Genomic DNA, 19597 nt, shown 5'->3' with positions numbered 1-19597 from the left:
ATGATGGGCTGCGCAATTCTCAAGGGAGCCGGCTGCCGGCGATCAGGGCTCGGGATCAGGGCTGAAACGCCCCGATGAATATTGCCGGATCGACCCGGGCATCGTTCAGGCTGATATTCCAGTGCATGTGCGGGCCGGTAGCGCGTCCGGTCGAACCCACCTTGCCCACCACTGCCCCGCGAGCCAGGGACTGACCCACCTTCACGTCAATCTTCGACATGTGGCAGAACATGCTGATAAAGCCCTGGCCGTGGTCGACGAACACCGTGTTGCCATTGAAAAAGTAGTTGCCGGTCAGGATCACCTTGCCGGCTGCCGGAGTCTTGATCGGTGTGCCTGCCGGCACTGCGAAGTCCAGGCCGGCGTGGGGATTGCGCTCCTCGCCGTTGAAGAACCGGCGCACCCCGAACTTGCTCGACAGCGGCCCGTTCACTGGCTTGTCCAGCAGCAGGTTGCTCGGGGTGTTGGGGCTGAAACTGCGATAGGCACGGAGTTGCTCTGCCAGTTCTCCATCAATGCGTTTCAGGTCTGCCGGGTTTGGATTGACCTGGCGCTGGTTCTTCAGGGTGATGTGCTGCTCGGGGTATTTTTTACTGCCCACCACGAAGTTCAGGCTGCGGTTGCCGGCGCTGATCTGCTGGGTGCCTGGTTTGACCGTCAACGGGATACCGACAATGGCCAGCCAGTTGTTCTGCTCCTTCACCACCAGCACAGGTTTACCCTGGTAGCTGACCTTGGGCGCCTGGGCTGCGCTGCCCAGGTCCACTACCGCCACGCCACCAGGCACGGGTTTGTTCAACAGGCGAGTGATGTAGCTGTCGGCGTTGGCGTTGAAGGCCAGGCACAGCAACAGCAGGGAAGTGAGAAAGCGCGGCATGGATCAGTCCAGTAGAGAAAGAGTGACAGGCGTCAGGTGGTTGTCTTCGACTCGCACCTGCAGTTCACCTTCGCCCAGACGGGCGGTGAGGCGCTGGCCATTGCGGGTCTGGGCGGCAGTACGGATGGCGTGGCCGCGGTCGTCCAGAAGAATGCTATAGCCGCGTCCCAGGGTGGCCAGGGGGCTGACCACATGCAGGGTTTGCATCTGACTGTGCAACTGCAGGCGTCGGGCTTTCAGGCCTTCGCGCATGGCTCGGGGCAGGCGTTCGGCGAGGCTGTCCAGGCGCTGGCGCAATAGGGCCAGTTGCCGGCCTGGATGCTGGGCGCCGAGGCGGGTTTCCAGGCGGATCAGGCGCTCGCGACGGGTATTGAGGTTGCGCTCGAAGGCCCTGCGCATGCGCATATCCAGGTCATCCAGGCGTTGTGCCTGCTGGCGCAGGCGTTCGCCGGGATGGCGCAGGCGTCGGGCCAGACCGTCGAGGCGCAAGCGGTCGCGCATCAGCCGGTCGCGGATGCGCATCACCAGGCGGCGATGCAGGCTGTCGACGCGGTGTTGCAGGTCACTGGCGTCGGGTGCCAGCAGTTCAGCAGCGGCGGAAGGGGTGGGGGCCCGTACGTCAGCGACGAAATCGCTGATGGAGACATCGGTTTCATGGCCGACGGCGCTGACGATCGGCGTCACGCAGGCATCCACCGCCCGGGCTACCGCCTCTTCGTTGAAGCACCAGAGGTCTTCCAGAGAGCCGCCGCCCCGAGCCAGGATCAAGGCATCGAAGCCTCGGGCATCGGCCAGTTGCAGGGCCCGGACGATCTGCGCCGTGGCCTCGCGACCTTGCACGGCAGTGGGGATCAGCGTCAGTGCCACCTGGGGCGCACGGCGGCGGAACACGCTGATGATGTCGCGGATTACCGCGCCAGTGGGGGAGCTGATAATGCCGATGCGTTGCGGATGGGCCGGTAACGGCACTTTGCGTTCGGCACTGAACAGCCCCTCGGCGCTGAGCTTTTCCTTGAGTGCATCGAAGGCCAGGCGCAGGGCACCATCACCGGCGGGCTCCACGGTGTCGAGAATCAGTTGGTAGTCGCCGCGCCCCTCGAACAGCGAAACCTTGCCCCGGACCTTGACCGCCAGGCCGTCCTTCAGTGCCTGGCGGACCCGCGCGGCGTTCTGCCGGAACAGCGCGCAACGCACCTGGGCGCCGCTGTCCTTGAGGGTGAAGTAGACATGGCCGGAAGCCGGGCGAGCGAGGTTGGAGATCTCGCCTTCGACCCAGATATTGCTGAACACGTCCTCGAGCAGCACCCGGGCGCGGCCGTTGAGCTGGGTGACAGTGAGGACCTCGCGGTCCAGGCCGAGTCGTGCAAAGGGATCTTTAATCATGGGGCGCAGTTTAAGGGGCTGTCAGTCCATGGAACAACGCAATTCGATTGCCAATGATTGCGCAGTTGTTCGACAAACTGCGCCACCAGCGGTGTGGGGTCTTGCCGATAGGCGAGGGCGACGGTGCTCTGGCAATCGCTATCGGCCAGAGGCAGGAAACGCACGCTGGCCGGGGCGATGTCCTGCATCGATTCGGGCAGCAGGGCAACGCCGAAACCAGCCTGGATCAACTGCAATTGAGTGGTCTTGCGTGACATCACTCGCGCCGCTTTGGGAAAGAAACCCTGGCGCATGCAAAGCTGTGCCGACAGGTAGCTCAAGCCCCCACGCTGGGGATGGGGGATGGAGATAAAGGCTTCGTTGCGCAGTTGTGCAAGCTCCACCCCGTGGGCCGGAGGATCAAGGGCCAGGGGATGCTGCGGCGGCAATGCCAGCAGCAGGGGTTCGCTGAACAAGGGCACGATTTGCACTCCCTCGCATTGGCGCAGTACCGGCAGGCGCAGCAGGCCAGCATCCAGCCGGCCTTCGGCGAGTTCTTGCAACTGCGCCTCGGACGACAGCTTGACGATGTCCATCGAAGCGCCGGGGCACGCCTGTAGATACTCGCTGATGCCTCCAAGCAGACGGCCGCTCATGGGCACGGTGCTTGAGTGACTGAGGCGCAGAGTGCCCAGTTGCCCCTGGCCGACCTGGGTGGCCAGCTCGGCGGCCTTGTGCAGTTCGCTCAGCAGGTTGCGTGCCTTGGGCAGGAAGGCTTCACCGGCGGCGGTCAGCCGAGGCTGGCGGGCAGTGCGTTGGAAAAGTGGGGTTTGCAGCTGGCTTTCCAGTTCCTTGATCTGCCGGCTAAGGGCTGATTGGGCGACAAACAGGCGTTCTGCCGCAGCGCTGAAGCTGCCGCATTCGGCGATTTCCACGAAATAGCGCAATTGACGGGTTGAAATCACAAGGCATGCCTTTTTGCGATGGGTTGAAGGCTTTGATGATATTAGTCGCAAGGCTCGCCGCTGGCTAAAGTCATTGCTGATCCGCTTGGGGGAAGTCGCAGTGATGAGCGTGGTAATCGAAGGTTTGAACCAGTGGTCTTTCGGCCCGGGTGGTTGGTTGGCGATCGGCCTGGGCATCGCGCTGGCGTACATCGTGTTTGGCATCGCCGGTTTCGGCACGGCGCTGGTGGCGGGACCGGTCCTGATTCTGTTTATGCCGTTGTCGAAAATCGTGCCGCTGTTGGTGCTGCTCGACTTTGTCGCGGCCTTCGGCAACCTGCTGCCATCGCGCAAGGACGTGGCCAAGCCGGAGCTGTTGCGCCTGCTGCCCTGCATGGCGCTGGGCTGCACCTTGGGGGTGATCTTTCTGCTCAATCTCAAGTCCGATCTGCTGCTTCTATTAATGGGGCTGTTTATCAGTGCCTATGCCATCTACAGCTTGTGGGTGAAGGTACGCCCGGCTCAGTTGGCGGCCGGCTGGTCGGTGCCGATGGGAATAGTGGGAGGAATGTTTGGCGCCTTGTTCGGTAGTGGCGGCTTTTTATATGCCATTTACCTGAACAGTCGTTTGCCCAAGGACCCGGCACGGGCCACTCAAAGTGCGTTGATCAGTTGCAGTACCGTGGTGCGTCTGAGCCTCTTCGCACTGGCCGGGGTGTATGCCGAGTTGCCGCTGCTGCTGTTGGCCGGGTGCTTGTTGCCGGCGATGGCGTTGGGTCTATGGGTGGGACGGCGCTTGACCATGAGGTTGTCCCGGGAGGCCTTTGTGCGCCTGGTGACCTGGCTGGTGCTGGCCAGTGGTGTTGCCTTGATCGGGCGCTTTCTGAGCACTTGACCTGCGGGGTTCAGGGATTAAGCTGCGGGCCTTTAAATTCGTTCGCCGGCACGCCGGCTCCTACAATTGATGGTGGGGGCCGGCTTGCCGGCGAAAGCGTTCGTACTGTCCCGCACGTTTCAGGCTTATCCATGAACTCGCAAAGCATCCTCGTCCCGAAAATTTCCACCCTGCCGGTGCACGAGCCCCGGGCTCGGGCCATTGTGCGTTGGCTGGTGCGCAAGAACATCGTCGAGGAAACCCTGAGCACGTGCGGGCGCACCGGCAATCGCATGGGCCATGCGATTGCGCCGGGGGCACGGGAGGTGGTGCTGCGGCCGCAGGCGCTGCCCTTCGGCGAGCCGATCAATGGTCTGGAGATCATCACCAAGCGCTGCATCTATACCCCGGCCAAGGGCTTTCTCGAAGAAGCCGGCTGTGCCGAATGCCGCCAGGAAGTGGGTGAAGCGCTGTTCGAGAGCCTGGAAGACTGGATGCCGGGGCGCACCGATAACTTCACCTGTCCCGAGTGCGGTCATGAAGATGACATCAACGGCTTTCTGTTTCTTCAGGAATGCGGCTTTTCCAACTTGGGCTTTATCTTCAACAACTGGGCCGAAGCGGGTTTCAAACAGAGTTTTATCGACGAGTTCGCCGAGTGGCTGGATCAACCGATAAGTTGGGTCAAGGTCGAGTTGTAGCGCGCTGATATCTCCATCTATCACTCCAGTGATATTAGACAGAGTTTTACATTGAGCCCGGGTAGGTGTCTGAGTATAATGGCGCGCTTCCATTTTCCCGCCCGGGAGCCCCCGCGATGCTGCGTATCAGCCAAGAAGCCCTCACCTTCGACGACATCCTCTTAGTGCCCGGTTATTCCGAAGTACTGCCTAATGAAGTCAGTCTAAAGACCCGTTTGACCCGTGGCATCGAGCTGAATATTCCACTGGTTTCCGCCGCCATGGACACCGTCACTGAAGCCCGTCTGGCAATCGCCATGGCTCAGGAAGGCGGCATCGGCATCATCCACAAGAACATGACCATCGAGCAGCAAGCTGCCGAAGTGCGCAAGGTCAAGCGTTTCGAAGCCGGTGTGGTCAAAGACCCCATCACCATCGAAGCCGACGCCACCGTGCGTGACCTGCTCGAATTGACCAACATGCACAACATCTCCGGTGTGCCCGTGCTGCACAACGGCGATCTGGTGGGCATCGTGACTTCCCGCGACGTGCGTTTCGAAAGCCGTCTGGACGTCAGCGTCCGCGAAGTGATGACGCCTAAAGAGCGTCTGGTCACCGTCAAGGAAGGCGCCGACAAGACCGCCGTCCGCGAACTGCTGCACAAGCACCGTATCGAACGCGTGCTGATCGTCGATGACGCCTTTGCCCTCAAGGGCATGATGACCGTCAACGACATCGAAAAAGCCAAGGCCTACCCGCTGGCCAGCAAGGACGATCAAGGTCGTCTGCGTGTCGGCGCTGCGGTCGGTACCGGCAAAGACACGGGCGATCGCGTTGCTGCGCTGGTCAACGCCGGTGTCGACGTGGTGGTGGTCGACACCGCCCACGGCCACTCCAAAGGCGTGATCGATCGCGTTCGCTGGGTCAAAGAGAACTTCCCGCAAGTGCAGGTGATCGGCGGCAACATCGCCACTGGCGCTGCCGCCAAGGCCCTGGCCGAAGCCGGCGCCGACGCGGTCAAGGTCGGTATCGGCCCTGGCTCGATTTGCACCACCCGCATCGTTGCCGGTGTTGGCGTGCCGCAAATCAGCGCGATCGCCAATGTTGCAGCGGCACTGGTCGGCACGGGCGTTCCGCTGATCGCCGACGGCGGTATCCGTTTCTCCGGTGACCTGTCCAAGGCCATCGTGGCCGGTGCGTCCTGCGTGATGATGGGCTCGATGTTCGCCGGTACCGAAGAGGCGCCGGGCGAGATCGAACTGTTCCAGGGTCGTTCCTACAAGGCTTACCGTGGCATGGGTTCCCTGGGCGCCATGTCCCAGGCCCAGGGCTCTTCCGACCGCTACTTCCAGGACTCCTCCGCGGGTGCCGAGAAGCTGGTGCCGGAAGGGATCGAAGGTCGCGTGCCGTACAAGGGCTCCCTGACCGCGATCATCCATCAGCTGATGGGCGGCCTGCGTTCTTCCATGGGCTACACCGGTAGCGCCAACATCGAAGAAATGCGCACCAAGCCGGAGTTTGTCCGCATCACCGGCGCCGGCATGGCTGAATCCCACGTCCACGACGTGCAGATCACCAAGGAAGCGCCAAACTATCGCGTAGGTTGATAGTGATCGCCTCCAGGCCCAGGCCTGGAGGCGATTGACGAATTTAGTAACCGGGGCTGTGTTTTTCAGCCCCGTGTCGTTTCTGAAATTAGACGAGACTGACCATGGCCCTCGACATTCACGCCCACCGCATCCTGATCCTCGACTTCGGTTCCCAGTACACCCAATTGATCGCCCGCCGCGTGCGCGAGATCGGGGTCTACTGCGAACTGCATCCGTTCGACATGGACGACGAAGCGATCCGCGAATTCGCTCCCAAAGGCGTCATCCTCGCCGGCGGTCCCGAGTCCGTGCACGAAGCCAACAGCCCTCGCTGCCCGCAAGCGGTGTTCGATCTGGGCGTTCCGGTCTTCGGCATCTGCTACGGCATGCAGACCATGGCCGAGCAAATGGGCGGCAAGGTCGAAGGTTCCGAACTGCGCGAATTCGGTTACGCCCGGGTTGATGTGGTCGGCAAGAGCCGCCTGCTGGACGGCATCGAAGACCACGTCGACGCCGACGGTCTGTTCGGTCTCGACGTGTGGATGAGCCACGGTGACAAGGTCACCAAGATGCCCAAGGATTTCCACATCCTGGCCAGCACCCCGAGCTGCCCGATTGCCGGCATGTTCAACGACGACCTGCGCTACTACGGCGTGCAGTTCCACCCGGAAGTGACCCACACCAAGCAGGGCGGCCGCATCCTGTCGCGCTTCATCCTCGACATCTGCGGCTGTGAAGCGCTGTGGACCCCGTCGAAGATCGCCGAAGACGCCATTGCCCAGATCCGTGCCCAGGTCGGCACCGACAACGTCCTGCTGGGCCTGTCCGGCGGTGTCGACTCCTCGGTGGTCGCGGCCCTGCTGCACAAGGCCATCGGCGACCAGCTGACCTGCGTTTTCGTCGACAACGGCCTGCTGCGCCTGCACGAAGGCGAGCAAGTGATGGCCATGTTCGCCGAGAACATGGGCGTCAAGGTGATCCGCGCCAACGCCGAGGAGCAGTTCCTCAACAACCTGGCCGGCGAGTCGGACCCCGAGAAGAAGCGCAAGATCATCGGCCGTACCTTCATCGACGTGTTCGATGCCGAATCCTGCAAGCTGGAAAACATCAAGTACCTGGCCCAGGGCACCATCTACCCGGACGTGATCGAGTCGGCTGGCGCGAAAAGCGGCAAGGCCCACGTGATCAAGTCGCACCACAACGTGGGCGGCCTGCCGGAAGAAATGAACCTCAAGCTGGTTGAACCGCTGCGCGAGCTGTTCAAGGACGAAGTCCGCCGTCTGGGTCTGGAGCTGGGCCTGCCGTACGACATGGTCTACCGTCACCCGTTCCCGGGGCCGGGCCTGGGTGTGCGCATCCTGGGTGAAGTGAAGAAGGAATACGCCGACCTGCTGCGTCGCGCTGACCACATCTTCATCGAAGAACTGCGCAAGGCCGACTGGTACCACAAGGTCAGCCAGGCATTCGTCGTGTTCCAGCCGGTGAAATCCGTCGGCGTGGTCGGCGATGGCCGTCGTTACGCCTGGGTCGTGGCCCTGCGCGCGGTGGAAACCATCGACTTCATGACCGCACGTTGGGCGCACCTGCCTTACGAGCTGCTGGAAACCGTCAGCGGCCGGATCATCAACGAAATCGAAGGCATCTCCCGCGTCACTTACGACGTGTCGAGCAAGCCGCCGGCAACGATCGAGTGGGAATGATCGGGGCCGAGTGATCGGCGCTTGATCCACTGGCTTTAACCAATGGCGATCGGGACCTTCGGGGATCGATCGCCATTGTCGTTTCTGCGGAGATTGAATCCGTTACACATCGGCATTTGTGTTGCAGAACCTTTAGAAACGCTGCTTTTTCACCTTCCGGCAATATCACGTAAGACATGTTCGGCGCTCTGCCCCGGGCTTCTCTCTACCCTTGGGTCTCCCCCCGCTGTTTTTGCTGCGGCTTGTTCGTGGCGCGGGTTTGATCGGATTGCATAAGGTTGTCAGTTGACAACCCTGTATGACTGGCGATACTGGAGGCTATGGATGGCTCGTGCAACTCATCCCAAGAAGGACATTGAAATGGCTCTGCGCTACGCCGAATGGCAGGGCTGGCGAATCGAGGTCGGTGGTGGCCATGCGTGGGGGCGGATCTACTGCCCGTACAACAACGAAGTGTGCCGCTGCGGCGAGTTCTGCATCACCAGTGTCTGGCGTACGCCGAAGAACCCGACCCAGCACGCCCGGGCGCTATGCCGGGTGATCGACAACTGCACCGTGAATCAGCTGCGTGGGGCCAAGGCGCCGGCAGCCCGTCAGGAGTAAGCACCATGGAATACCTGTTCACCCTCAACTATCTGCTGCCGCTGGAGGGCTGCGATCCGCTGCAACTGGTGGAGCGCCTCGGTGCGGCGGGCTGCACCGATGTTCTGGTCGGCACTGGTCTGGCCGGGCGCCTGGCCCTGGAGTTCAGTCGCGAGGCCGAGAGTGCCGAAGCGGCGCTGCTCAGTGCCCTGGGGGATATCAAGCGCATCATCCCCGAGGCGCGGCTGGTGGAGGCCAGCCCGGACTTTGTCGGCCTCAGCGAGATCGCCGAGATCGTCGGCGTGTCACGGCAGAACATGCGCAAGCTGATGCTTGGCCACGCCGACAGTTTTCCCCTGGCGATCCATGAGGGCAGCACCTCGCTGTGGCATCTGGCGGAGGTCCTGAGCTGGCTGGACAGCAAGGGCGGTTACCCTCTCAAACACCCGGTGATCGAGGTGGCGCGGGTGGCACAGCAGGTGAACACCGCCAAGGAGTCGAAGCGCATCGGCCCCCTCAGCGGTGAGCTGGTGGCTCTGTTGGGCTGACGGGGTAGGGCTTAGCGCCGGGCCACGTCGGAGAAGTAGAACTTGTCCAGGGTGTGCCGAGATTCGGTGTACTCGAACTGCCGCCCGTCCTGGAGAAAGGTCTGGTTGCTTACCACGATCACATGGCTCTGGCCGTCCAGGTCGAGCAGTTGCTGGTCGTCCTTGCTCCGCGGGCTGGCCTCGATGGTGCGCTGGGCATAGCTGATGTTCAGTTGCAGGGTCTGTTCGATGTAGGCGTAGATCGAATGCTCGGCGATCTCTCGGTCCAGCCCCGGAATCAGCTCGGCGACAAAATGGTTGATGTCGAGAATCACCCGCTTGCCGTCGATTCGCCGCACGCGCTTGATCCGTGTGATCAGGCTGCCTTCTTGCGCCTGCAGATGGTTGCGCAGGGCGCCTTGCAGGGGGAACTGGCTGAACTCCACCACCTCGGTGCTGACGTCATCCCCCAGGCGTGGATAGGTTTCCTGGAAGCTGACGATGCCGCCCAGCTGGAACTCAATAGGGTTGGGCGAGAGCACGAAGGTGCCCTTGCCGTGGATCTTCTGCGCGAAACCGCGCTCCTGCAGCAGTTCGATGGCCTTGCGCACGGTGCCGCGGCTGGCCTGGTAGCTGTCCATCAGTTCGCTTTCCGAAGGCAGGCGGGCGCCACGCTCAAGACGTTCGGTGGTGATGCTGGCAAGCAGATCGCTGTAGATCTGGTTGTATTTGCTCATGGGATGGCTCTGTGCCGGACTGTGCTCAAGGCAGGCACCTTAAGGGCTGGACGGGGCATTTGTCCATGCGCCCTGGTGATGCTTTAGCGGGTGGAAAAAGCATGGGGCAGGGCCACGCCGGAAGAAAATTTCAAACTCGTCTGTACGAGTTGTTGATTTAACTCGTACAGACGAGTAATTTGCCCCTCGGCGTGCTGCCAATAACAAAAATCTCAGGTGGAAGAACAAGCATGAGCCACGACTATTCAACGATCGCCAGCGAGTTGCTGCACAGCCTCGGTGGCGCCGACAACCTCGAACAGGCAGCCCATTGCGTGACCCGCCTGCGCCTGGCCCTCAAGGACCCGAGCCTGGTCGACAGCGCCACCCTCAACCAGATCGATCTGGTCAAGGGTTCGTTCTTCACCGGTGGCCTGTTCCAGGTGGTGATCGGCCCTGGCGAGGTAGAGAAGGTCTACGCTGCCCTGCGTGAGCAGACGGGCCTCGCGGTTTCCACCATTGCCGACGTGAAGCAGAAGGGCGCGGAAAAGACCAACGCCATGCAGCGTCTGGTGCGGGTGTTCTCCGATGTGTTCATGCCCATCCTGCCGGCCCTGATCATCGCCGGCCTGCTGATGGGGGTGAACAACCTGCTGGGCGCCAAGGGCATGTTCATCGAGGGCAAGACCCTGCTTGAGGCGTACCCGGGGCTGGATGGGCTCTGGAGCCTGATCAACCTGATGGCCAACACCTCCTTCGTATTCCTGCCGGCCCTGGTGGGCTGGTCGGCGGCCAAGCGCTTTGGCGGCAGCGAGATCCTCGGCATTGTCCTGGGGCTGATGCTGGTCCACCCGGACCTGCTCAATGCCTGGAACTATGGCAAGGCCGTGGCTGGGCTGGACGGCCAGAGCCTGCCGTACTTCGACATCTTCGGTCTGTTCCAGATCGAGAAGGTCGGCTATCAGGGGCAGATCCTGCCGATCCTGCTGGCGGCCTATGTGATGAGCGTGATCGAAAAATGGCTGCGCGCCCGGGTGCCCAACGCCATCACCCTGCTGGTGGTACCCATCACCACCATCGTGGTCACCGGCGTACTGGCCCTGGCGATCATCGGGCCGGTGACCCGGCACTTGGGAATCCTCATCACCGAAGGCGTGGTCACCCTGTTCGACCTGGCTCCTGTGCTCGGGGGCGCCATCTTCGGCCTGCTCTACGCACCGCTGGTGATCACCGGCATGCACCACATGTTCCTGGCCGTCGACCTGCAACTGATCGCCACCCAGGGCGGCACTTTTATCTGGCCGATGATCGTCATGTCCAACCTGGCACAGGGCAGCGCAGCCCTGGCGGTGTTCACCATGAGCCGCAACGCTCGTGATCGTAGCATGGCCTCGACCTCGGCGATTTCCGCCTACTTCGGCATCACCGAGCCGGCGATGTTCGGCGTCAACCTGCGCTACAAGTTTCCCTTCTACGCCGCGCTGATCGGCTCGGCCCTGGGCAGCATCTTTCTCTCGCTGAACAAGGTCCAAGCTTCGGCCATCGGCGTCGGTGGGCTGCCGGGGTTCATCTCGATCATTCCCCAGTACATCCCGACGTTCGTGATTGGCATGGTCATCGCCCTGGTGGTGCCCTTCGTCCTGACCTGCGGCCTGAGCCTGAAGATCATCCGCCCCGGCTACCGAGTGGCCTGACCGGCCTTGTCGGCGCCGGCTCGCCGGCGAATGCCCTCGCACTTTCCAAAGGATTCCCCCATGCAAGACTGGCAGCGTTCGGTGATCTACCAGATCTACCCGAAAAGTTTTCACAGCCACCAAGGCCAGGCCACCGGTGACCTGCTGGGTGTGGTGGACAAGCTCGACTACCTGCATTGGCTGGGGGTCGATTGTCTGTGGCTGACCCCGTTCCTGCGTTCGCCGCAACGGGACAACGGCTATGACATCAGCGACTACTACGCCATCGATCCCAGCTACGGCAGCATGGCCGACTGCGAGTTGCTGATCGCCGAAGCCGGCAAGCGCGGGATCAAGCTGATGCTGGATATCGTGGTCAACCACACCTCCATCGAGCACGCCTGGTTCCAGCAGGCCCGCAGCAGCCTGGACAACCCCTACCGGGATTTCTACATCTGGCGCGATGAGCCCAACAACTGGGAATCCAAGTTCGGCGGCTCCGCCTGGGAATACGAGGCCCAGACCGGGCAGTACTACCTGCACCTGTTCGATCACACCCAGGCCGACCTCAACTGGGACAACCCCCAGGTGCGCGCCGAAGTGTTCAAGATGATGCGCTTCTGGCGCGACAAGGGCGTCGGCGGCTTCCGCCTCGACGTGATCAACCTGATCTCCAAACCGGCGGATTTCCCCGAGGATCAGAGCGACGGCCGCCGCTTCTATACCGACGGTCCCAACGTGCACCAGTACCTGCAGGAAATGCATCGGGAAGTGTTCGCCGGGCACGATCTGGTGAATGTCGGCGAGATGTCCTCCACCCGCCTGGAACACTGCATTCGCTATTCCCATCCGGAGTCGAAGGAGCTGTCGATGACCTTCAACTTCCATCACCTGAAGGTGGACTACCCCAACCAGCAGAAGTGGCTGCGGGCCGATTTCGACTTCCTCGAACTCAAGCGCATCCTCTCCGACTGGCAAACCGGCATGCAGGCTGGTGGCGGCTGGAATGCGCTGTTCTGGTGTAACCACGACCAGCCGCGGGTGGTCTCGCGCTTTGGCGACGACGGTGAGCACCGAGTGGTGTCGGCGAAGATGCTGGCCACCGCGCTGCACCTGCTCCAGGGCACGCCTTTCATCTACCAGGGCGAAGAGTTGGGCATGACCAATCCGCACTTCGAGCGGATCGAGCAGTACCGCGATGTCGAGACCCTGAACATCCACCGCCTCAAGCGCGAGGCCGGTGAAGACCCGCAGGCCATCATGGCGGCGATCCAGCAGAAGTCCCGGGACAACGGGCGCACGCCGATGCAGTGGAATGCCGGGATCAATGCCGGTTTCAGCAGCGCCGAGCCCTGGATCGGGATACCGGCCAACGCCAGCCAGATCAATGTCGAGGCCCAGCTCGATGACCAGGATTCGGTGCTGCATCACTATCGCCGGCTGATTGCCTTGCGCCGCCATGAGGCGCTGATCCAGCACGGCCTCTATCGCCAGTTGCTGCCCGAACATCGGCAGATCTGGGCCTATGTGCGTGAGGGCGACGGCGAGCGTCTGCTGGTGGTGAACAACTTCTATGGCTCGCCGTGTGAGGTCGAGTTGCCGGAAGCGGTGATCAGCACCGGCATGCAACAGCGCCTGCTGATCAGCAATTACCCGGACCACGAGCCGCGCAGCCGGCACTTGCACCTGCGGCCCTACGAATCCTTCGTCCTGCACCTGACCCTGTAGGCGCCGGCTTGCCGGCGAACCGGGCCAGGCGATCTTTCTGGCCCGGCGCATGCGCCGCCAAGCCGGTTCCGATGAATCCAAACAACACAATAAAAATAATGCGGTGGCTTATGAAAACAACAATAAATCGCGCTCTGGCGGCGTCCTGCCTGTGTCTGGCCTTGCCCTTGCCGGCCCAGGCCCTGGAGTTTGCCGGGTACCTGCGCAGCGGCCTGGGGACCTCGGTGAACAGCGGCTCGCAGTCCTGCTTCCAGTTGCCCGGCGCGCAGTCCAAGTACCGCCTGGGCAACGAGTGTGAGCAGTACGCCGAGCTTGAGCTGCGCCAGGACCTGTACACCCTGGAAGATGGCTCGGTGCTCAGCGTCGACGGCATGGCGTCGCTCTACAACCGCTACGACCGCAACCTGAGCTTCCAGGGCGAGAACGGCTCGGCGCGCATGCCGCAGATGTACGCCCAGTGGTCGAACCTGCCCAGCCTCAATGGCGGTTCGCTGTGGGCCGGGCGCCGTTACTACAAGCGTAACGACATCCATATTTCCGACTTCTACTACTGGAACCAGAGCGCCACCGGCGGCGGGGTCGAGGACGTGCGCATCGGCGATCTGAAGTACAGCTACGCCTTTTCCCGCAAGGACAACCTCTACCAGAAGCAGGCCGTGAGCCGTCACGACTTCAACGTTGCCGGTTTCCAGACCAACCCCGGCGGCGAGCTGGAGTTGGGCCTGAGCTACCTGGAAAAGCCCGATCGCCGTGGTGCCCACAATGGCTGGGCGATCACCACCCAGCATGTGCAGAAAGATTTTTTCGGCGGCAAGAACAAACTGGCCCTGCAATACGGTGAGGGCCCCGGTACCGGTCTGGGCTATACCGGCAATCCCTACCTGGATGACGGCAACAAGAGCTATCGCCTGGTGGAGTTCTTCGACTGGCAGGTCACCCCGCGCTTCGGCGGCCAGGTCGAGGCGGTCTATCAGAAGGACATTCGCCCCGACGGCCAGGACCAGAACTGGATCTCCCTGGGCGTGCGTCCGGCCTATGCCATCACCGAGCAGTTCAAGCTGGTGACCGAGTTTGGCCACGATCAGGTAGAAGCGCCCGGGGGCACCCGCAAGCTCAGTAAATTTACCTTCGCGCCCACCTGGTCACCCAAGGGACCGGACTTCTGGGCCCGGCCGGAGGTGCGCCTGTACTACACCTATGCCAGCTGGAACGAGGCCGCCAAACGCGCGGCCAATGAGCTGGCGGCCGGTTCCGCGCTGTCCGACAGCGGTGTGTTCGGCAGCGCCCGGCACGGTGCGAACGTCGGTTTGCAGGTCGAGTACTGGTGGAAATAAGCGATGCTGTCGGGGCTCGCGCTCCATCGGCACTTCAAGGAATCATTAGCAGGTGACGTCATGGCCATAACCCAACCCTTGCAATTGCTCGCGCCCCTGTCCGGGGTGCTGCTGCCCCTGGAGCAGGTCCCGGACCCGGTGTTTTCCAGCCGGGTGATCGGTGACGGGCTGTGCATCGACCCGACTTCCCAGATCCTCTGCGCGCCGCTGTCCGGGGTGGTCAGCAACCTGCAGCGTAGCGGCCATGCGCTGAGTATTACCGGCGAGCAGGGCCAGCAGGTGCTGATGCACATCGGGCTGGACACGGTGAACCTGGCGGGCAAGGGCTTCACCTGCCTGATCGAGGAAGGTCAGCAGGTCTCGGCTGGCCAGCCGCTGATCGAGTTCGACGCTGACTACCTGGCCCTGCATGCCCGCAGCCTGTTGACCCTGATGCTGGTGGTCAGTGGCGAAGCGGTGACGGGGCTGGTGTCCGACAGCCTGCTGGTGGAGCTGGGACAGCCGGTGTTACAGATCGAGCCCGCCTCCGCAGAGGAAGGTGCCAAGGCCGAGGACGCTGAAGCTGAGGCGCTGTTTTCCAAACCGCTGATCCTCGGCAACCCCCAGGGCCTGCATGCGCGCCCGGCGGCTTTGCTGGCCCAGGCCGCCAAGGGCTTTGCCGCGAATATCTGCCTGCACCGGCGCCAGGACTCGGCCAATGCCAAGTCCCTGGTGTCGATCATGGCCTTGCAGACGGTGCAGGGCGATGTCTTGCAGGTCAGTGCCGCAGGTGCGGATGCCGAGCGGGCGCTCCAGGTTCTGGTGGAACTGTTGGCCTCAGGTTGTGGCGAGAAAGTCAGTGCTGCGGCGCCGAGTCTTGCGCCGCTAGCGGCGCGGAATGAGTCGTTGGAGACGGTTCTGCGGGGAGTCTGTGCGTCACCGGGTTCGGCGGTCGGCCAGGTGCTGCAGGTGGCTGAACAGCGCCTGCAGATAAAGGAGTGGGCGGCGAACCCGCAGCAGGAGCGCGAAGTGCTTGAGCGCGCTTTGGGGGAGGCGGTCCGGGACCTGCAGCAGCTGCGGGACAATGCCCGGGGTGGCGCGCAGCAGGAAATCTTTCGGGCCCACCAGGAGCTCCTCGACGATCCGAGTCTGTTGCAGCAGGCCGAGGCCCTGATCGTCACCGGCAAGAGCGCTGCCTTTGCCTGGAACCGTGCCATCGAGGCTACCGCCGAGCTGTTCAAGGGCCTGGGCAGTACGCTGTTGGCTGAGCGCGCGGTGGATCTGGCGGACGTCGGCCAACGGGTGCTCAAGCGGATGCTCGGGGTGCAAGAGCATGCCCTGAGCTTGCCGGATCAGGCCATTCTGATTGCCGAGCAACTGACCCCCTCGCAGACCGCCAGCCTGGACACGGCCAAGGTGCTGGGGTTTGCCACCGTTGGCGGCGGCGCCACCAGCCACGTGGCGATCCTCGCCCGGGCCCTGGGCCTGCCGGCGATCTGTGGCCTGTCGTCCCGGGTCCTGTCCCTGGCCAACGGCACCCGGGTTCTGCTGGATGCCGATCGCGGCGAACTGCATACGGACCCGGACCCTCAGCGTCTGCAGCAACTGGAGTCCCTGCGTCAGCAGCAACGCCTGCGCCAGCGTCAGGACCTGGCCCAGGCGGCGCAACCGGCGGTGACCCGCGATGGTCATCATCTGGAGGTCACGGCCAACATTGCCTCTCTGGCGGAGGCCGAGCAGGCAATGAGCCTGGGCGGCGAAGGCGTCGGCCTGTTGCGTTCGGAGTTCCTCTACCAGGACCGCAGCCACGCCCCGAGCGCCGAGGAGCAGGCCGAAACCTATCTGGCCATTGCCCAGGCCCTGGGGCCGACGCGCAATCTGGTGGTGCGGACCCTGGACGTGGGCGGCGACAAGCCTCTGGCCTATGTGCCCATGGACAGCGAAGCCAACCCCTTTCTCGGCCTGCGGGGCATCCGCCTGTGCCTGGAGCGTCCCGAACTGCTGCGGGAGCAGTTCCGGGCGATTCTCGCCAGCGCCGGGCAGGCCCGCCTGCACATCATGTTGCCGATGGTCAGCCAGCTGGCGGAGCTGCGTCAGGCGCGCCAATTGCTCGATGACGAGGTTCAGGCCCTGGGCCTGGCGGAGCGGCCCAAGTTGGGCATCATGATCGAGGTGCCTTCGGCGGCCTTGATGGCGGACCGCTTTGCTCCAGAGGTGGATTTCTTCTCCATCGGCACCAACGACCTGACCCAGTACACCCTGGCCATGGACCGTGATCATCCGCGCCTGGCCAGTCAGGCCGACAGCTTCCATCCGTCAGTGCTGCGCCTGATCGCGCGCACGGTGCAGGCCGCCCATGCCCACGGCAAGTGGGTCGGCGTCTGCGGTGCACTGGCTTCCGAGACCCTGGCGGTGCCGCTGTTGCTGGGCCTGGGAGTGGACGAACTGTCGGTGAGCGTGCCGCTGATTCCCGCCATCAAGGCCCGGGTGCGGGAGTTGGATCTGAGCGAGTGCCAGGCCTTGGCAGCGCGGATCATCGATCTGGAAGACGCGGTTCAGGTACGTGAATGCCTGCAAAGGCAGCAAGTCGCCGCCGACTCACTGGTTCTGGAGAACTGAAGATGTTCGAGAAATTGCAACGGGCGTTCTGGAAGGCCCTGACTCCAGACCTGATCCCTGATCAGCCGAAGGCCCCCCAGGCCAAGGGCAGTGTTCTGAATGACGCGATGCTGGCGGCGCTGGGTGGCAGCGCCAACATCAAGAGCCAGCAACCATTGGCCCTGACCCGCCTGCGCCTGGAACTGCACGATCCGCAGTTGCTGGACAGCAGCGCCCTGCGCGTGGCGGGGGTGCCGGCAGTGATGCCCCTGGCCGGTGGTGTGGTTCATCTGCTGTTGGGATTGCAGGGCTGAGGGGCTTGTTCGCCGGCAAGCCGGCTCCTGCAAGAGTAACGGGCTTGCCAGCGAGCGCACCCTCGAAAACACCCATCGTTTCCCCGTCCCGCCTGCGTCCGGTCGCCGCGCCGGCCTTACTGTTTCTCAACTGCGGGTGTATCGTATTCGCCTTTTGCGGGCCTGGGCCCGCCGCGGATACGTGAGGTAGTTGAGTCCATGTCCTTTACCCGTCGACAAATACTCGGTGGTCTGGCCGGTCTGGTAGTGGTGGGCGTGGGAGCGGGTGGCGCCTCACGCTACTGGCTGGGGAAAATGGCCGACGCTGAAGCGGGCCACGACTACGAGCTGATCGCCGCGCCGCTGGATGTGGAACTGGTGCCAGGGCACAAGACTGAAGCCTGGGCTTTCGGGCCATCGGCACCGGGCACCGAACTGCGGGTACGCCAAGGCGAGTGGCTGCGGGTGCGCTTTATCAACCACTTACCCGTGGCCACCACCATCCACTGGCACGGCATCCGCCTGCCCCTGGAAATGGACGGTGTGCCTTATGTCTCGCAACTGCCGGTGCTGCCCGGCGAATACTTCGACTACAAATTCCGCGTACCGGATGCCGGCAGCTACTGGTATCACCCCCATGTGAACAGCAGCGAAGAACTGGGCCGCGGCCTGGTGGGCCCGCTGATCGTCGAAGAGCGCGAACCCACCGGTTTCCAGTACGAGCGCACCCTGAGCCTGAAAAGCTGGCACGTGGACGAAGAGGGCGCGTTCGTCTCCTTCAGCATCCCCCGGGAAGCGGCGCGGGGCGGCACGGCCGGGCGCCTGTCCACCATCAATGGCGTGTCCCAGGCGGTGATCGACCTGCCGGCCGGGCAGATTACTCGGGTGCGTCTACTCAACCTGGACAACACCCTGACCTACCGCATCAACATCCCCGATGTCGAAGCGCAGATCTATGCACTGGATGGCAACCCCATCGAGCCGCGTCCTTTGGGCAAGGAATACTGGCTGGGGCCGGGCATGCGTATCTGCCTGGCGATCAAGGCGCCGGCGGCGGGGCAGGAACTGTCCCTGCGCAACGGTCCGGTGCGCCTGGGCACTTTGCGTTCGGTGGCCAACAACGATGCGCCGACCCAGTGGCCGCCAGCCCTGCCGGCCAACCCGGTGGCCGAGCCGGATCTCGACAACGCCGAGAAGCTCAACTTCAATTTCGAGTGGGTTGGCTCGGTCTCGGTGAACGTGGACAATGGCCAGCCGCCGAGCCTGTGGCAGATCAACGGCCAGGCCTGGGACATTACCGACAAGACCTGCGCCGACCGCCCGATTGCCACGTTGAAAAAGGGCAAGAGCTACATTTTCGAATTGAAGAACATGACTCAGTACCAACACCCGATCCACTTGCACGGCATGAGCTTCAAGGTCATCGCCTCGAATCGCAAGAAGATCACTCCCTACTTCACCGACACCTACCTGCTGGGCAAGAACGAGCGTGCCCGCGTGGCGCTGGTGGCGGATAACCCTGGGGTCTGGATGTTCCACTGCCACGTGATCGACCACATGGAAACCGGTCTGATGGCCGCCATCGAGGTGGCGTGATGCGTCAGATACGCCCGGCGCCGATCATCGACCGCAGCCGCGACCAGGACTTCATGCGCGAAGCCCTGGCCCTGGCCGCCCAAGGCGCAGCCCTGGGGGAAGTACCCGTGGGCGCGGTACTGGTATTGGATGGCGAGGTCATAGGCCGCGGTTACAACTGCCCCATCAGCGGCAGCGACCCCAGCGCCCACGCCGAAATGGTGGCGATCCGCGCGGCGGCCCAGGCGGTGAGCAATTACCGGCTGCCCGGCAGCACCCTGTACGTGACCCTGGAGCCTTGCAGCATGTGCGCCGGGTTGATCGTCCATTCGCGCATTGCCCGCGTGGTGTACGGCGCGTTGGAACCCAAGGCGGGCATCGTGCAGAGCCAGGGTCAGTTCTTCACCCAGGGCTTTCTCAATCATCGAGTGCTGTACGAGGGCGGGGTGTTGGCCGAAGAGTGCGGCACGGTGCTGAGCGAGTTCTTCAAGGCGCGTCGAGCGCGCTGATCTCAAACGCGTCTGCGGTTTTCGCGAGCAAGCTCGCTCCTGCAAAAACCGTAGGAG

At 63.0% G+C, this 19597-nt stretch carries 17 protein-coding genes; 13 read left to right on the top strand and 4 right to left on the bottom strand.

What is annotated here, in order from left to right:
- Positions 1-55: 55 nt before the first annotated feature.
- The 3 genes from KHO49_RS23740 to KHO49_RS23730 are packed head-to-tail and all read right to left on the bottom strand — an operon-like array spanning position 56 to position 3204.
- Positions 56-877, bottom strand: coding sequence for a M23 family metallopeptidase (locus KHO49_RS23740; RefSeq protein ID WP_110597130.1), 822 nt, complete (start codon positions 875-877; stop codon positions 56-58).
- 3 nt (positions 878-880) lie between these two features.
- The gene (xseA, locus tag KHO49_RS23735) at positions 881-2260 is read right to left on the bottom strand and encodes an exodeoxyribonuclease VII large subunit (protein WP_102860409.1); all 1380 of its coding nucleotides are present in this window, start codon (positions 2258-2260) and stop codon (positions 881-883) included.
- Positions 2257-3204 carry a LysR family transcriptional regulator gene (locus tag KHO49_RS23730; RefSeq protein WP_296415997.1) on the bottom strand — a complete coding sequence of 316 codons (948 nt, stop codon included), beginning with the start codon at positions 3202-3204 and terminating at the stop codon, positions 2257-2259. Before KHO49_RS23730 ends, xseA begins: the two co-directional genes overlap by 4 nt.
- A 103-nt stretch (positions 3205-3307) precedes the next feature.
- Between KHO49_RS23730 and KHO49_RS23725 the strand changes: the two genes are divergently transcribed.
- The 6 genes from KHO49_RS23725 (at position 3308) to KHO49_RS23700 (ending at position 9156) form a co-directional block, all read left to right on the top strand.
- Positions 3308-4078 carry a sulfite exporter TauE/SafE family protein gene (locus tag KHO49_RS23725; RefSeq protein ID WP_110597128.1) on the top strand — a complete coding sequence of 257 codons (771 nt, stop codon included), beginning with the start codon at positions 3308-3310 and terminating at the stop codon, positions 4076-4078.
- Between the two features lie 131 nt (positions 4079-4209).
- Complete coding sequence (locus KHO49_RS23720) at positions 4210-4758, top strand: sugar ABC transporter ATPase (protein ID WP_102880800.1); 549 nt, start codon at positions 4210-4212, stop codon at positions 4756-4758.
- 116 nt (positions 4759-4874) lie between these two features.
- Complete coding sequence (gene guaB / locus KHO49_RS23715) at positions 4875-6344, top strand: IMP dehydrogenase (protein ID WP_047305953.1); 1470 nt, start codon at positions 4875-4877, stop codon at positions 6342-6344.
- 104 nt (positions 6345-6448) lie between these two features.
- Positions 6449-8026: a glutamine-hydrolyzing GMP synthase gene (gene guaA / locus KHO49_RS23710; protein WP_102860414.1), complete on the top strand. Its 1578-nt coding sequence runs from the start codon at positions 6449-6451 to the stop codon at positions 8024-8026.
- 324 nt (positions 8027-8350) lie between these two features.
- Complete coding sequence (locus KHO49_RS23705) at positions 8351-8629, top strand: hypothetical protein (RefSeq protein ID WP_102880799.1); 279 nt, start codon at positions 8351-8353, stop codon at positions 8627-8629.
- Positions 8630-8634: 5 nt separating this feature from the next.
- A complete protein-coding gene (locus KHO49_RS23700; protein WP_016968315.1) occupies positions 8635-9156 on the top strand; it encodes a helix-turn-helix transcriptional regulator in 522 nt (173 codons plus the stop codon).
- Positions 9157-9167: 11 nt separating this feature from the next.
- Here the strand turns inward: KHO49_RS23700 and treR are convergent, their stop codons facing one another.
- Positions 9168-9872 carry a trehalose operon repressor gene (gene treR / locus KHO49_RS23695; protein ID WP_110597127.1) on the bottom strand — a complete coding sequence of 235 codons (705 nt, stop codon included), beginning with the start codon at positions 9870-9872 and terminating at the stop codon, positions 9168-9170.
- Between the two features lie 230 nt (positions 9873-10102).
- Here treR and treP point away from each other — a divergent pair, with 230 nt between their 5' ends.
- From treP to tadA, 7 genes are all read left to right on the top strand, one after another.
- Positions 10103-11545 carry a PTS system trehalose-specific EIIBC component gene (treP, locus tag KHO49_RS23690; RefSeq protein WP_102880797.1) on the top strand — a complete coding sequence of 481 codons (1443 nt, stop codon included), beginning with the start codon at positions 10103-10105 and terminating at the stop codon, positions 11543-11545.
- 60 nt (positions 11546-11605) lie between these two features.
- A complete protein-coding gene (gene treC, locus KHO49_RS23685) occupies positions 11606-13252 on the top strand; it encodes an alpha,alpha-phosphotrehalase (protein ID WP_213665896.1) in 1647 nt (548 codons plus the stop codon).
- Positions 13253-13362: 110 nt separating this feature from the next.
- A complete protein-coding gene (locus KHO49_RS23680; protein WP_213665895.1) occupies positions 13363-14586 on the top strand; it encodes a maltoporin in 1224 nt (407 codons plus the stop codon).
- Positions 14587-14646: 60 nt separating this feature from the next.
- Complete coding sequence (gene ptsP / locus KHO49_RS23675) at positions 14647-17184, top strand: phosphoenolpyruvate--protein phosphotransferase (RefSeq protein ID WP_213665894.1); 2538 nt, start codon at positions 14647-14649, stop codon at positions 17182-17184.
- A 2-nt stretch (positions 17185-17186) separates the two neighbouring features.
- Positions 17187-17477 (top strand): PTS sugar transporter subunit IIB, encoded by a 291-nt coding sequence (locus tag KHO49_RS23670; protein WP_102880793.1) that lies wholly within the window; start codon positions 17187-17189, stop codon positions 17475-17477.
- Between the two features lie 198 nt (positions 17478-17675).
- Positions 17676-19052 (top strand): multicopper oxidase family protein, encoded by a 1377-nt coding sequence (locus tag KHO49_RS23665; RefSeq protein ID WP_102880792.1) that lies wholly within the window; start codon positions 17676-17678, stop codon positions 19050-19052.
- The gene (gene tadA, locus KHO49_RS23660) at positions 19052-19540 is read left to right on the top strand and encodes a tRNA adenosine(34) deaminase TadA (protein WP_123394037.1); all 489 of its coding nucleotides are present in this window, start codon (positions 19052-19054) and stop codon (positions 19538-19540) included. The genes KHO49_RS23665 and tadA overlap by 1 nt, the downstream gene beginning before the upstream one ends.
- The last annotated feature ends 57 nt before the right edge of the window (positions 19541-19597 follow it).

The organism is Pseudomonas sp. RC4D1 (assembly GCF_018390395.1).
GTDB lineage: Bacteria > Pseudomonadota > Gammaproteobacteria > Pseudomonadales > Pseudomonadaceae > Aquipseudomonas > Aquipseudomonas danubii.
Note: the sequence above shows the minus strand (reverse complement) of the source record. Positions and strands in the feature narration are given on the sequence as shown.

Bases quoted from the DNA above. Each gene is read 5' to 3' on its own strand.
- KHO49_RS23740 (WP_110597130.1), bottom strand. From the start codon at position 877: ATGCCGCGCTTTCTCACTTCCCTGCTGTTGCTGTGCCTGGCCTTCAAC.
- xseA (WP_102860409.1), bottom strand. From the start codon at position 2,260: ATGATTAAAGATCCCTTTGCACGACTCGGCCTGGACCGCGAGGTCCTC.
- KHO49_RS23725 (WP_110597128.1), top strand. From the start codon at position 3,308: ATGAGCGTGGTAATCGAAGGTTTGAACCAGTGGTCTTTCGGCCCGGGT.
- KHO49_RS23720 (WP_102880800.1), top strand. From the start codon at position 4,210: ATGAACTCGCAAAGCATCCTCGTCCCGAAAATTTCCACCCTGCCGGTG.
- guaB (WP_047305953.1), top strand. From the start codon at position 4,875: ATGCTGCGTATCAGCCAAGAAGCCCTCACCTTCGACGACATCCTCTTA.
- guaA (WP_102860414.1), top strand. From the start codon at position 6,449: ATGGCCCTCGACATTCACGCCCACCGCATCCTGATCCTCGACTTCGGT.
- KHO49_RS23705 (WP_102880799.1), top strand. From the start codon at position 8,351: ATGGCTCGTGCAACTCATCCCAAGAAGGACATTGAAATGGCTCTGCGC.
- KHO49_RS23700 (WP_016968315.1), top strand. From the start codon at position 8,635: ATGGAATACCTGTTCACCCTCAACTATCTGCTGCCGCTGGAGGGCTGC.
- treR (WP_110597127.1), bottom strand. From the start codon at position 9,872: ATGAGCAAATACAACCAGATCTACAGCGATCTGCTTGCCAGCATCACC.
- treP (WP_102880797.1), top strand. From the start codon at position 10,103: ATGAGCCACGACTATTCAACGATCGCCAGCGAGTTGCTGCACAGCCTC.
- treC (WP_213665896.1), top strand. From the start codon at position 11,606: ATGCAAGACTGGCAGCGTTCGGTGATCTACCAGATCTACCCGAAAAGT.
- KHO49_RS23680 (WP_213665895.1), top strand. From the start codon at position 13,363: ATGAAAACAACAATAAATCGCGCTCTGGCGGCGTCCTGCCTGTGTCTG.
- ptsP (WP_213665894.1), top strand. From the start codon at position 14,647: ATGGCCATAACCCAACCCTTGCAATTGCTCGCGCCCCTGTCCGGGGTG.
- KHO49_RS23670 (WP_102880793.1), top strand. From the start codon at position 17,187: ATGTTCGAGAAATTGCAACGGGCGTTCTGGAAGGCCCTGACTCCAGAC.
- KHO49_RS23665 (WP_102880792.1), top strand. From the start codon at position 17,676: ATGTCCTTTACCCGTCGACAAATACTCGGTGGTCTGGCCGGTCTGGTA.
- tadA (WP_123394037.1), top strand. From the start codon at position 19,052: ATGCGTCAGATACGCCCGGCGCCGATCATCGACCGCAGCCGCGACCAG.